10 protein-coding genes are annotated in these 13,581 nt (G+C 67.9%); 6 read left to right on the plus strand and 4 right to left on the minus strand.

The window, feature by feature from the left end; all coding sequences use genetic code 11:
• Positions 1-19: 19 nt before the first annotated feature.
• The gene (locus H8B22_RS14370; RefSeq protein WP_187712067.1) at positions 20-994 is read left to right on the plus strand and encodes an RluA family pseudouridine synthase; all 975 of its coding nucleotides are present in this window, start codon (positions 20-22) and stop codon (positions 992-994) included.
• Positions 995-1,089: 95 nt separating this feature from the next.
• On the opposite strand, the gene H8B22_RS14375 is transcribed toward H8B22_RS14370, so the two are convergent.
• Complete coding sequence (locus H8B22_RS14375; RefSeq protein ID WP_187712068.1) at positions 1,090-1,518, minus strand: energy transducer TonB; 429 nt, start codon at positions 1,516-1,518, stop codon at positions 1,090-1,092.
• Positions 1,519-1,527: 9 nt separating this feature from the next.
• Positions 1,528-1,869, minus strand: coding sequence for a 4a-hydroxytetrahydrobiopterin dehydratase (locus H8B22_RS14380; RefSeq protein WP_187712069.1), 342 nt, complete (start codon positions 1,867-1,869; stop codon positions 1,528-1,530).
• 192 nt (positions 1,870-2,061) lie between these two features.
• On the opposite strand from H8B22_RS14380, the gene H8B22_RS14385 reads away from it, so the two are divergent.
• Entirely contained in the window at positions 2,062-2,655 is a 594-nt protein-coding gene (locus H8B22_RS14385) for an NfuA family Fe-S biogenesis protein (protein ID WP_187712070.1), read from the plus strand.
• A 132-nt stretch (positions 2,656-2,787) separates the two neighbouring features.
• Positions 2,788-4,371, plus strand: a complete 1,584-nt coding sequence (locus tag H8B22_RS14390; RefSeq protein ID WP_187712071.1) for a hypothetical protein — start codon at positions 2,788-2,790, stop codon at positions 4,369-4,371.
• A 101-nt stretch (positions 4,372-4,472) separates the two neighbouring features.
• Here H8B22_RS14390 and H8B22_RS14395 read toward each other — a convergent pair whose 3' ends face one another.
• Positions 4,473-4,910, minus strand: a complete 438-nt coding sequence (locus H8B22_RS14395) for a c-type cytochrome (RefSeq protein WP_187712072.1) — start codon at positions 4,908-4,910, stop codon at positions 4,473-4,475.
• An 11-nt stretch (positions 4,911-4,921) separates the two neighbouring features.
• Positions 4,922-5,314, minus strand: a complete 393-nt coding sequence (locus H8B22_RS14400; RefSeq protein WP_187713679.1) for a c-type cytochrome — start codon at positions 5,312-5,314, stop codon at positions 4,922-4,924.
• A gap of 383 nt (positions 5,315-5,697) precedes the next feature.
• On the opposite strand from H8B22_RS14400, the gene H8B22_RS14405 reads away from it, so the two are divergent.
• From H8B22_RS14405 to H8B22_RS14415, 3 genes are all read left to right on the plus strand, one after another.
• A complete protein-coding gene (locus H8B22_RS14405; RefSeq protein ID WP_407060815.1) occupies positions 5,698-6,840 on the plus strand; it encodes an efflux RND transporter periplasmic adaptor subunit in 1,143 nt (380 codons plus the stop codon).
• 15 nt (positions 6,841-6,855) lie between these two features.
• Positions 6,856-10,320: an efflux RND transporter permease subunit gene (locus H8B22_RS14410; protein WP_225876222.1), complete on the plus strand. Its 3,465-nt coding sequence runs from the start codon at positions 6,856-6,858 to the stop codon at positions 10,318-10,320.
• Positions 10,321-10,402: 82 nt separating this feature from the next.
• Entirely contained in the window at positions 10,403-13,504 is a 3,102-nt protein-coding gene (locus tag H8B22_RS14415; protein WP_187712073.1) for an efflux RND transporter permease subunit, read from the plus strand.
• The last annotated feature ends 77 nt before the right edge of the window (positions 13,505-13,581 follow it).

The following is a 13,581-nucleotide window of genomic DNA, read 5'->3' on the forward strand; positions in this document are numbered from 1 at the left end:
TAGCAGACTCACACATCCGATGACCCGTTCAGACACCCCTGCCGCGCCCTCGACCGGCGCCCGTACCGTTCGCGTGCCCGACGACCGCGACGGCCAGCGCCTCGACAACTTCCTGCTGGGCCAGCTCAAGGGCGCTCCGCGCTCCCTGGTCTACAAGCTGGTGCGCTCCGGCCAGGTGCGGGTGAACGGCGGCCGGGCCAAGGCCGAACGCAAGCTGGCCGCGGGCGACGAGGTGCGGATCCCGCCCGTCCGTCTCGGTGAAGCCAGCGACAAGGGAACGCCGCCGGCCGGCTTCCTCAAGGCCATGGAGGCGGCCATCGTCTTCGAGGACGCCCGCCTGCTGGTCCTGAACAAGCCCTCCGGCGTTGCCAGCCATGGCGGCAGCGGCATCTCCTTCGGCGCGATCGAGACCATGCGCGCGCTGCGCCCGAACCTGTCGCTGGAGCTGGTGCACCGCCTCGACCGCGACACCTCCGGCCTGCTGGTCATGGCCAAGAAGCGCTCGGCGCTGACCGAACTGCAGGCGCTGATGCGCGAGGATCCGGCCGAAGGCGGGGGCATCACCAAGCGTTACCTGGCGCTGCTGACCGGACGCATGCCCGACGGCGTCATGACCGTGGACGCGCCGCTGCACGTCGGCCTGCGCCAGGGCGGCGAGCGCCACGTGCAGGTGAACCCGGATGGCAAGCCTTCGCTGAGCCATTTCCGGGTGCTGGAACGCCGCGGTGGCCAGTCGTACTGCGAAGTGCGGATCGAAACCGGCCGCACCCACCAGATCCGTGTCCACGCGCAGCACATCGGCCATCCGATCGCGGGCGACGACAAGTACGGCGAAGCCGATATCAACAAGCGCCTGCGCGAACAGATCGGGCTGAAGCGGCTGTTCCTGCATGCGTCGACGCTGGAATTCGCGCTCGACGGCGGCAAGGCGCCGTACCTGCTCAATGCACCGCTGGTGCCGGAGCTGATCGACGTGCTGGATCGGTTGGGCTGATCGCACCGGGCGTGCCTTGCGCAGCGGTGTAGCGCCTTGCCGTGCTCGGTGACGAGCGCGGTTCATGCCGATCGATGCCGGTTACGGGCAGCCGCCTACAGGTACTGGTTGCACTCGTCCGGCGGCGGATTCGGCGGGGTGAACTTCACCGGCACCTGCAGTTTGCTGGTGGTCGGCTGGCCGCGAACCGTGGCGGGGCGGAACTTCCACTCCCGCACGGCTGCCACGGCTGCTTCGTCCAGCGTCGCGTTGCCGCTGCTGGACACGATCTCCACCTTCACCGCATAGCCGTTCGCGGCCAGCGCCACGTTGAGCAGCGCGGTGCCGCCGACCTGTCGGCAGGCGAGTTCCGGCGGGTAGTCGGGCGGCGGAGTTTCCTGCGCCATCGGCGGTGTCGGTGCCGGCGGGGCGGGCGCCTCCGGCTGTTGCGCACCCTGCTGGCAGGCAGACAGCAGCGCCGCGCATGCCAGCGCGGGCAGCAGGTGCAAGCGGTTGCGGCGATGCGATGCAGGCTGGCCGGACATGGGGTCTCCTCAGCGCATCAGCGCTTCGGTCTTTGCCGCGCAGATGAAGTCGTTCTCGCTCAGGCCACCGACGTCGTGCGTGGAGAAACGCACCACGCAACGGTTGTAGTGCACGCCGAGGTCGGGGTGGTGGTCTTCGCGATGGGCCATGTAGGCCAACGCGTTCACGAAGGCCATGGTCTCGTAGTAGTTGCCGAAGCCGAAGGTCTTGCTGAGGGCGTGGCCGTCCTCGATCAGCTCCCAGCCGGGCACTTCGGGCAGCAGTTCGCGCACGCGCGCCGTGCTGAGCTTGTGTTCGCTACCGCGGCGCGGCAGGCAATGGGCCTGGGCAAGGGGGACGAGATCGCTCATGGTTACCTTCCGGGGCTGGAACAACCGGTGCGTCCGACTGAACGAAAACGCATCCGCGGGTGTCGTAGGGTAGGCACGTGGCGGCTTAAGGCCGCGTGGACCCCGTTAGAATAGCCCGTCGATCCGTATTTCCCGAATCCGCGCGCCGCTGCCGTTCCGAATGCTGGCCACGCGGGATTCCCAAAGGCCGCAATGATCAATATCTCCGACTCCGCCCAGAGCCACTTCCGCAAGCTTATCGAGCGCGAAGCGCTGCCCGGCCTCGGCGTGCGCCTGTCGGCCGTCAATCCTGGAACCGCGCGTGCCGACGTACGCCTCGAGTTCGCCGAACCCGGCGACCTGCAGGGCGACGAATGGGCGGTGGACTGCGAGGGCTTCACCGTCTGGTTGGATGCCGCCAGCGTGAGCTATCTCGACGGCGCGGAAATCGATTACGAAACCCGCACCACCGGCGGCCAGCTGCAGATCCGCGCGCCGAAGATCAAGGGGCAGGCACCCGCCGATTCGGCGTCGCTGGTCGAACGCGTGCACTGGATCGTCGAGAACGAGATCAACCCGCAGCTCGCGGCGCACCGCGGCAACGTCGCCGTGCAGGAAGTGACCGCCGAGGGCGTGGTGCTGCTGCGCTTCGGCGGCGGCTGCCACGGTTGCGGCATGGCAGACGTGACGCTGAAGCAGGGCATCGAGAAGACGCTGCTGGAGAAGGTGCCCGGGGTGACCGCGGTGCGCGATGCGACCGACCACGACACCGGCGCGGCGCCCTACATCCCGCGAGACGCGGCGTAAGCGGGGCCGCGGCGCTTGTTTACCGCCGCCGACCTGATCCTTGCCCTGCAGCGAAGGCTGCAGCTCGTTGCTCCCCATCTCCGTCGTCCGCCGGGTGAATTCCCGCCGGGCTGGCAACAGTGGTTCGCCGCCATGCCCGCGCGCCTCGGCGCGATCACGGGCGCGACCGCGCAGGCGATCGTCGACGTCCTGTTGCAGCGCCCATTGGCGGAGCGTCCGCGCCGCGTCGGTGAACTCACGCGCTGGCAGGCCTTCAATACGCTGTGGCGGCAGCAGTGGCATCCGGCCGAGCCGGAGGACCGCAAGGTGCGCTGGTTCGCCGGCATCTTCAGCGCGCTGTGGCACATCGTCTTCGGCATCCTCCTGCTGTGGTTCTGGTACACGCAGATGCAGTACATCGAGGAGGCGAGCAAGCGTCGCGGCGAAGACGTGGTGCAGGTCGAATTCATCGGCCGTGGCGCGCCGGAAGAAGTCGGCGGTGGCGAAACCCAGGAGCCGCTGGACGAAACCGAGGCGGCGCTTGCGATCGAGCAGGCGGCCGCCGCGCAACAGGAACCCGAAACGCCGACGGCCGAACCGCCGCCGACCGCGGTTGCGCAGCCCACGATCACGGCGCCGCTGCCGCAGGTCGAACAACGCGACGTGCCCGAGCCGCAGGTGCCGCCAACGCCGCCGGCGCAACAGGATGTCGCGGTCAGCGCGCCGGCGCCGGACGCCAGCGACTTCGTGCTCACCGCGCCGACGCCGCGGGTGGCGCAGCCGCAGATCCGTGTGCCGCAGATGCAAGCGCCCACCGCGCCGCTGCAGGCCGTGGAAGTGCCCGAGCCCGTGCAGCCGATCCAGCGTGAAGTAGCGCAGCGTCCGATCGCGGCGCCGCAGCTGGCGTCGCGCATTCCCGAAGTCGCGCAGCGCGAGATTTCCGCGCCGGTCGCACGTCCGCAGTTGCCGCAGGTGCGCACGCCGGCCATCGCGCAGCCCAGCGTGCGCGCGCCGGAAGCGACCGTGCGCTCACGCGATGTGCCGACGCCGTCGACGCGGGCACCGACTGCGGCTTCGTCGGCTGCCGCGCCGGCCGCGACAGTGTCGGCTTCAAGCACCACCGCAGCGACGGCCACCACGAAGCCGGCCGCCAGCGGCACCACGCCCAACGCGGCGAAACCCAGCGGCGCCGCGCCCACCACCGCGAGCAGCGGGCAGGGCCCGAAGCCGGTCACTGCGCCCGGCGGGTTCCCGACCCCGGCCAAGTCCGACGACTGGGGTGCGTCGACACGCAACGTGCCGGGCGGGCAACGCGGCGAGCCCCACGGCCTGTACAACGCCGAAGGCGGGCCGCGCCTGACGGAGCGGCCGATCAACACCGGCCAGCCGCCGGGAACGCTCGACGACCGCATCGTCGACCTCGACCGCTCCGGCACCTGGTTGAAGCGCAAGCCGACGGACTACGAGCCGACCACGTTCGACAAGTACTGGCGCCCGAACGAAACGCTGCTGGCCGAATGGGTCCGCAAGGGCATCAAGAAGATGGCGATCCCGATCCCGGGAACCAGCAAGAAGATCGAGTGCGTGGTTTCGATCCTCGCGCTGGGCGGCGGTTGCGGCATCTCCGATCCGAACCTCAACGACCAGCCCGCGGAAGCGCGGCCGCCGCCGGACATTCCGTTCAAGCCGCACCTGCAGGAAGACAACGGCAGCGTGAAGCCCAAGGACGGCGGGTAGGGCCCGCAACTCGCGTCTGTAACCGGACGCGACGTGCAGAACGGACGGAAAAAGAAAAGGCCCGCAATCGCGGGCCTTTTGGTATTGCTTCGGTGCTGCGCTTACTGCACGCCGTGCAGGTCGCGGAGGTTGCCGGTGCGCGAACCGAAGTAGGCGCCGAGGTCGGCGACCTGCTGATCGGTCAGGTCTGCAGCCTGGCTCGACATCAGCGCGTGTTCGCGCTTGCCGTCGCGGTAGGCCTGCAGGGCGTGGGCGACGTAATCGCCGTACTGGCCGGCCAGCTTCGGGTAGGCCGCGTCGATCGGTGCGTTGCCTTCGGCGCCGTGGCAGTCCACGCAGGACTGGCCGGTCTTGGCGTTCTTGGTGGCGGCCAGCGCTTCGCCGGCGGCGATGTTGCCGGCCGGAAGGCCCGCCGACGAGGACTGCGCGTGCGCTTCTTCGGCAGCGGCTTCGTGGCCGGCTTCTTCTTCCGCCGGCTTGCTGCAGCCGGCCAGGGCGATGGAAGCGAGCAGGGCGATGGCGATGATCTTCTTCGTCATGGGGTGGCTGCTCACTTCAGGCTCGACAGGTAGGCGGCGATGTTGGCGATGTCCTGGTCAGAGAAGCTCTGCGCCTGGGCCTGCATCGTGGGGTGCTTGCGCGTGCCCTTCTTGTATTCGGTGAGGGCGTTGAGCAGGTACTGCTCCGACTGCCCGCCGATACGCGGCACGTGGTAGCTCGGGTAGGCGTTCTTGTAGCCGGTGATGCCGTGGCAGCCCTGGCAGGTATAGGCGAGCCCCTTGCCCGCGGCCGCATCGCCCTTGATGGCCGGGGCGGCGGCCGGAGCGGCAGCGGCAGGTGCGGTCGTCGCCGCGGTGGTGGTGGCCGGCTCCTGCTTCGGTTCGTCGGCGAAGGCGACGGCCGTGGTCAGGGCGAGGCAGGCGGCGATCATCAGCGGTCGCATCATGTAATCCGCACTCTCGAAAGGCTGTGGGTGGTGGGAATCGTCGTGCCGCCGTTCCGATGTCCCCGGGGGCGCACAAGTCGGCAAGTATAGCCGCGCGCGTCGATTCGACGAAACGCCGCGTCGAATCCGAGTCCGAATCGATGCAACCCGGCACCGCCATCGCGCATCAACGTGGGGTACCGCCAGCGACGAGCGGAGGCCTTCGCGCGGTCCGACCAACGGCCCCGCGGACTCCGTGGCGGCAGTCACCATGACCTTCGGCGGATGGCTGTCCCTTGGGCAGGTGATATACCTACATACAACACCGGCATACAGCCAGAAAGCAGCCGGGAATGCCTTCAAAAAGCCCCTTTCAACCGTTGCCCCCAGGGACCGACCCCATGCGCCAGACCCTATTCCGCCCCGTACTTTCCAAGGTGCCCGTCGTACTTACCGGCCTGCTCGTGACCGGGGTGCTGGCCATGACCGCCTGCAAGGGCGGCGGTGGCGGTGAGGCCGCCGCCGATGGCAAGGACCCGAAGAAGAAGGGCCCGGAGGCCATCCCGGTCGAAGTCGCCCAGGCCTCGCGCCGCGCGGTGGCCGCCAGCTACACCGGCACCGCCCCGCTGGAAGCCCGCGCCGAAGCCCAGGTGATCGCCAAGGTCTCCGGCGTCGCCCTGCAGGTGCTGGTCGAGGAAGGCCAGTACGTCCACGCCGGCCAGACCCTGGTCCGCCTGGACTCGGCGCGCACCGCGCTGGTTGCGGCGCAGAGCGCCGCGCAGATGCGCAAGCTCGAAGCCAACTACACGCGTTCCAAGCAACTGGGCGACCAGAAGCTGATGAGCGCCAACGACATCGACCTGCTGCGTTACGACCTCGAGAACGCCCGCGCCGCCAACAAGGCCGCGAACCTCGAGCTGCAGTACGCCAACGTCACCGCGCCGATCTCCGGCGTGATCGCCTCGCGCTCGATCAAGGCGGGCAACTTCGTGCAGATCAACACGCCGATCATGCGCATCGTCGACGTGTCGCGCCTGGAAGCGGTCCTCAACGTGCCCGAGCGTGAACTGGCGACGCTGACGTCCGGCTTGCCGGTGCAGCTCGCGGTCGACGCGCTGCCGGGCAAGACCTTCACCGGCAAGGTGGATCGCGTCGCCCCGGTGGTGGACTCGGGCAGCGGCACCTTCCGCGTGGTCTGCGCCTTTGCCGATGGCGAGGCGCTGCGTCCGGGCATGTTCGGTCGCATCAAGATCGATTACGACCAGCGCGCCGATGCGCTCGTCGTCCCGCGCACCGCGCTGCTCGAGGACGAAGCCGATCCGGCCGTGTTCGTCGTGCGCAACAAGAAGAGCGCGCGCGTGCCGGTCAAGCTGGGCTACATGGACGGCGAATGGGCCGAAGTCCGCAGCGGCGTCAAGCAGGGCGACCAGGTCGTGGTCGCCGGCAAGGCCGCGCTGCGCGACGGCACCGACGTGCAGGTGATCGGACAGCCGGGCGCCAAGGCGCAATCCGGCACGCCCGCTACCGCGACCGCACAGCGCTGACCGGAGGCGCCCCTCGTGAGCCATACCTCGCAAGCGTCATCGGGGTTGATCGAGTTCGCCACGCGCCGCCGCGTCACGGTGGCGATGGTGACTATCACCTTCGTGCTGTTCGGCCTGATCGCGTTGTCCAGCCTCAAGGTCAACCTGCTGCCGGATCTCAGCTATCCGACCCTCACCGTGCGCACCGAGTACACCGGTGCCGCGCCGACTGAAATCGAAACGCTCATTACCGAGCCGGTGGAAGAAGCCGTAGGCGTGGTCAAGGGCCTGCGCAAGCTCAAGTCGGTTTCGCGCACCGGGCAGAGCGATGTCGTGCTCGAGTTCGCCTGGGGCACCGACATGGACCAGGCCAGCCTCGAAGTGCGCGACAAGATGGAAGTCGTGCAACTCCCGCTCGAAGCGAAGAAGCCGGTGCTGCTGCGCTTCAATCCTTCGACCGAGCCGATCCTGCGCCTTGCGCTGACCTCCAAGACCGACGGTGATTCCGTGCGCGCGCTGGGCGGCCTGCGTCGCTACGCCGAGGAAGACCTGAAGAAGAAGCTCGAACCCGTCGATGGCGTGGCTGCGGTCAAGGTCGGCGGCGGTCTGGAGGACGAGATCCAGGTCGACATCGACCAGCAGAAGCTGGCGCTGCTCAACCTGCCGATCGAAACCGTCATCCAGCGCCTGCAGCAGGAGAACATCAACATCTCCGGCGGTCGCCTGGAAGAAGGCTCGCAGCGTTACCTGGTGCGTACCGTCAACCAGTTCGCGACCGTGGACGAGATCCGCGAGATGCTCGTCACCACGCAGTCGGCCGGCGGCGGCGCCGCGGCGAATGCAGCGGCCGAGATGGCCCGCGTGGCGGCGTCGACCGGCAATGCGGCGGCGATGGCTGCGGCGCAGTCGGTGCAGAGTGCGAGTTCCGGCGGCTCCAGCGTGGTCGCCGGCGGCATGCCGACCCGCCTGAAGGACATCGCCGATGTCCGCCAGGGCCACAAGGAACGCGAAGCGATCATCCGCCTCGGCGGCCGCGAGGCGGTCGAGCTGGCGATCTACAAGGAAGGCGACGCCAATACCGTTGCCACCGCCGACGCCATCCAGGCGCGGTTGAAGGAACTGAAGGAGCAGATTCCGCCCGACGTCGAACTGACCACCATCGACGACCAGTCGCAGTTCATCCGCCACGCCATCAGCGACGTGAAGCTCGATGCGGTGATCGGCGGCATGCTCGCGATCCTGATCATCTTCCTGTTCTTGCGCGATGGCTGGAGCACGTTCGTGATCGGCCTGTCGCTGCCGGTGTCGATCATCGCGACGTTCTTCTTCATGGGCCAGCTCGGCCTGAGCCTCAACGTGATGTCGCTGGGCGGCCTCGCGCTGGCCACGGGCCTCGTGGTCGACGACTCGATCGTGGTGCTCGAATCCATCGCCAAGGCGCGCGAACGCGGCCTGGGCATCCTAGACGCCGCCATCGAAGGCACGCGTGAAGTGAGCATGGCGGTCGTCGCCTCGACCCTGACCACCATCGCGGTGTTCCTGCCGCTGGTGTTCGTCGAAGGCATCGCCGGCCAGTTGTTCCGCGACCAGGCGCTCACCGTGGCGCTGGCGATCGCGATCTCGCTGGTCGTAGCGATGACGCTGATCCCGATGCTCAGCGCGCTCAAGGGCCGTGCGCCGATGTCGTTCCCGGAAGAAGCGCCGCATCCGAAGTGGCAGCCCGGTTCGCGCGTGCTCAAGCCCGTCGCCGCAGTCGAGCACGGCATCGGTGCGGCCTCGCGCGGTGGCTTCTTCGGCATCGCCTGGGTGGTCGTGCGGATCTGGCGCGGCATCAGTGCCGTGGTCGGCCCGATCATGCGCAAGGCCAGCGATCTCGCGATGGCGCCGTACCACCGCGCCGAAAGCGGCTATCTGAAGCTGCTTCCGGCCGCGATGGGCAAGCCCTGGCTGGTGCTGGGCTCGGCGGCGGTGGCCTTCGCGCTCACGCTTGCCGTGGTGCCGATGCTTGGCGCCGACCTGATCCCGCAGCTGGCGCAGGATCGCTTCGAGATGACCGTGAAGCTGCCGCCCGGCACGCCGCTGCGCGACACCGACGAACTGGTGCGCGAGCTGCAGCGCCAGCACGCCAAGGACGACGGCGTGTCCGTGCTCTACGGCGTCAGCGGCAGCGGCACGCGACTGGATGCGAACCCGACCGAGAGCGGCGAGAACATCGGCAAGCTCACGGTGGTGATGGCCAACGGCGGCAGCAAGGAGATCGAAGCCGCCGAGACCGAACGCCTGCGCGAAACCATGGCCGGCCACACCAACGCGCAGGTCAACTTCGCCCGTCCGGAACTCTTCAGCTTCTCCACGCCGCTGGAAATCGAGCTGAGCGGCAACGACCTGGCGACGATCGAGCGCGCGGGCCAGCAGATGGCCGCGATGCTGCGCAAGAACGCACACTACGCCGACGTGAAGTCGACCGTGGAGCAGGGCTTCCCCGAGATCCAGATCCGTTTCGACCAGGATCGCGCGGCTTCGCTGGGCCTGACCACGCGGCAGATCGCCGACGTGGTGGTGAAGAAGGTGCGCGGCGATGTCGCCACGCGCTACAGCTTCCGCGACCGCAAGATCGACGTGCTGGTGCGCGCGCAGGAATCCGATCGCGCCTCGGTGGAGAGCATCCGTCGCCTGATCGTCAATCCGGGCAGCACCCGTCCGGTCACGCTGGATTCGGTGGCCGACGTCGTCGCCACCACCGGCCCCAGCGAGATCCATCGCGCCGACCAGGTGCGCGTGGCGATCGTCTCGGCCAACCTGCGTGACATCGATCTGGGCGGCGCGGTGCAGGAAGTCCAGAAGATGGTCGAGGAGCAGCCGCTGGGCGCCGAAGTGCGCATGCACATCGGCGGGCAGGGCGAGGAACTGGCCGAATCGGTGACGTCGCTGCTGTTCGCCTTCGGCCTGGCGGTGTTCCTGGTCTACCTGGTGATGGCGTCGCAGTTCGAATCGCTGCTGCACCCGTTCGTCATCCTCTTCACCATCCCGCTGGCCCTGGTCGGTGCGGTGCTGGCGCTGCTGCTGACGCGCTCGCCGGTGTCGGTGGTGGTGTTCATCGGCCTGATCCTGCTGGTCGGCCTGGTGGTGAAGAACGCGATCATCCTGATCGACAAGGTCAACCAGTTGCGCGAGGACGGCGTGGCCAAGCGCGAAGCGCTGATCGAAGGCGCCCGTTCGCGCCTGCGCCCGATCGTCATGACCACCACCTGCACCCTGTTCGGCTTCCTGCCGCTGGCACTGGCCTTCGGCGAAGGCGCGGAAGTGCGCTCGCCGATGGCGATCACGGTGATCGGCGGCCTGCTGGTGTCGACGCTGCTGACGTTGATCGTGATCCCGGTCGTGTACGACCTGCTGGATCGCCGCTCGGATGCGTACTACCGCGAGCGCGGCCTGCGGGTCCGTCGCGAGAAGGCCGAAACCGAGGCCGCGATCGGTGCGGATCCGGAGGCGGCAGGATGAAGAAGCTCGCCGAAGTGTCATTGCGCCTTTCCCCGCATCGTGGGGGAAGGTCGGGATCGGGGCACGCCGTGGAGACCCGCGCATGAGCGTCGCAGAGCTGAGCATCAAGCGTCCCGTCACCGCGATCATGTTCTTCGTGTCGCTGTTCGTGGTCGGACTGATCGCGGCGATCCGCCTGCCGCTGGAAGCCTTCCCCGAGGTGTCGCCGCCCTTCATCTTCGTCCAGCTGCCGTACGCGGGTTCGACGCCGGAAGAGGTCGAGCGCACCGTGCTGCGACCGGCCGAGGAAGCGCTTTCGACCATGAGCGGCATCAAGCGCATGGATTCGGAAGCGAAGGCCGACAACGCCCAGGTCTTCATACAGTTCAAGGATTGGAACCGCGACGTCGCCATCGCGGCGTCCGAGGCGCGCGAGCGCATCGACGCGATCCGCGCCGACCTGCCGGACGACCTGCAGCGTTACTTCGTCTTCAAGTTCTCGACCACCGACCAGCCCGTGCTGCGCGTGCGCCTGGCCAGCCAGTCGCAGAACCTGGTCAACGGCTACGACCTGATCGAACGCGAGTTCAAGCGGCGCATCGAGCGCATCCCGGGCGTGGCCCGCGTGGAGATCTCCGGCGCCCCGCCGAACGAGGTCGAAGTCGCGATCGAGCCGGACCGCCTGACCGCGCACGGCATCAGCCTCAACGACCTCACCAAGAGCCTGCAGGCGCTGAATTTCTCGGTGTCGGCGGGCGAGATCGAGGACGGTGGCCGGCGCCTGCGCGTGCAGCCCGTGGGCGAAATTACCGACCTGCAACAGCTGCGCGAGCTGCCGATCGCCAACGGCGTGCGCCTGGGCGACATCGCCGAGGTGCGGCTGAAGCCCTCGCGCATGGACATGGGCCGTCGCCTCGACGGGCACCCGGCCGTGGGCCTGGACATCTTCAAGGAGCGCAACGCCAACCTCGTCGAGGTGTCGAAGAACGCGCTCAACGAAGTGAAGCTGATCCAGAACGAACCCGAACTGCAGGGCGTCCAGGTCAAGATCATCGAGGACCAGGGCGAGAACGTCACCAAGTCGCTGCTGGAACTGGCCGAAGCCGGTGGCATCGGCCTGTTGCTGTCGATCGCGGTGCTGTTCTTCTTCCTGCGCCACTGGCCGTCGACGCTGATGGTGACCCTGGCCATCCCGATCTGCTTCGTGATGACCCTGGGCTTCATGTACTTCGCCGGCGTCACCCTCAACATCCTGTCGATGATGGGCCTGCTGCTCGCGGTCGGCATGCTCGTCGACAACGCGGTCGTGGTGGTCGAGAGCATCTACCAGGAACGCGAGAAGATGCCGGACCAGCCGCGGCTGGCCTCGATCCTGGGCACGCGCCACGTGGCGATCGCCTTGTCGGCCGGCACGCTGTGCCACTGCATCGTGTTCGTGCCGAACCTGTTCGGCGAGCGCAACTTCATCAGCATCTACATGTCGCAGATCGCGATCACCATCTCGGTGTCGCTGCTGGCGTCGTGGCTGGTGGCGGTGAGCCTGATCCCGATGATCTCGGCGCGCATGAAGACGCCGCCGGCGGTGCGCAGCGAGGGCGGCCTGATCCCGCGCCTGCAGCGCTGGTACGCCAAGACGCTGCGCTGGACGCTGGAACACCGCGGCAAGAGCATCCTCGGCATCATCCTGATCATCCTCGTCAGCTTCGTGCCGATGAAGCTGACCAAGGTGAACATGTTCGGCGGCGAGGAAGGCCAGGAAACCGAGTTCTACTACCAGTGGAACGGCAGCTACACCAAGGAGCAGATGTCGGACGAGGTCGCGCGCGTGGAGGCGTTCTTCGACGCCAACCGCAAGCGTTTCCATATCGAACAGATCTATTCCTGGTACAGCGAACAGGGCTTCGCCGGCACGCGCGTCACCTTCGCGGACGACGCCGGCGCGATCAAGCCGCTGGTCGACACCATCAGCAAGGAACTGCCGAAGTCGGCGCGTGCCTCCATCGGCGCGGGTGGCCAGGACGGACCGGGTGGCGGTGGTGGCCCGGGCCAGAAGGCGCAGGTGTTCCTGGTCGGCGATTCCACGCAGACGCTGGCCGAACTGGGCCGCGACATTGTGCCGATCCTGTCCAAGCGCAAGGAACTGCGCGACGTCCGCGTCGACGTCGGCGACACCAACAGCGAGCTCAACGTCCGCGTCGACCGCGAACGCGCGGCGGCCTTCGGCTTCAGCGCGCAGCAGGTGTCGCAGTTCGTCGGCCTGGCCCTGCGCGGTGCGCCGCTGCGCGAGTTCCGGCGTGGCGAGAGCGAAGTGCCGGTATGGGTGCGCTTTGCCGGTGCCGACAAGTACCGCGTCGAGGACATCGCGTCGTTCACCGTCCGCGCACCCGATGGCCGCAACGTGCCGTTGCTGGCGATGGTCGACGTCGAGGTCCGCCCGGCGGCGACCTCGATCAAGCGCGCCAACCGCCAGACCACGCTGACGATCACCGCCGGATTGCCCGACAAGGTGACGATGCCGGACGCGCGCAAGGCGATCGAGGAAGTGCTGAAGTCGGTGTCGTTCCCGGCCGGCTACAGCTACACCTTCGAAGGCGGCGGCTTCGGCGACGACGACGAGGCGATGGGGCAGATGTTCTTCAACCTCGGCATCGCGCTGCTGTTGATCTACATCGTGATGGCGGCGGTGTTCGAGTCGCTGCTGTTCCCGTCGGCGATCATGAGCGGCGTGCTGTTCTCGGTCTTCGGCGTGTTCTGGCTGTTCTGGATCACCGGCACCGAGTTCAACATCATGGCCTTCATCGGCATCCTGGTGCTGATGGGCGTGGTGGTGAACAACGGCATCGTGATGATCGAGCACATCAACAACCTGCGACGGCGCGGGCTGTCGCGCACGGAAGCGTTGGTGGAAGGCAGCAAGGAACGCCTGCGCCCGATCCTGATGACGATGGGCACGGCGATCCTGGCGATGGTGCCGATCGCGATCGGCGGCACGCAGATGGGCGGCGACGGTCCCGCGTACTACCCGATGGCGCGCGCCATCGCGGGCGGCCTGGCGTTCTCGACCATCGTCAGCCTGCTGTTCCTGCCGACGATCTACGCGATCCTCGACGACCTGCGCGCAGGCACCACGCGCATCATCCTGCGCGCACGCGGCCGCAAGGCCGCTCCGCCGGGGGCGGCGGTGGCGGCGATCAGCGCCGAATGAGGCAGGATCGCGGCGCCGTGAGGTAAACGGCGCCCGCAAAAAGCACGAAGCCGGCCATCAGGCCGGCTTCGTTGTTT

Origin of the sequence: Lysobacter terrestris (assembly GCF_014489475.1) — a bacterium.
Taxonomy (GTDB): Bacteria; Pseudomonadota; Gammaproteobacteria; order Xanthomonadales; family Xanthomonadaceae; genus Agrilutibacter; species Agrilutibacter terrestris.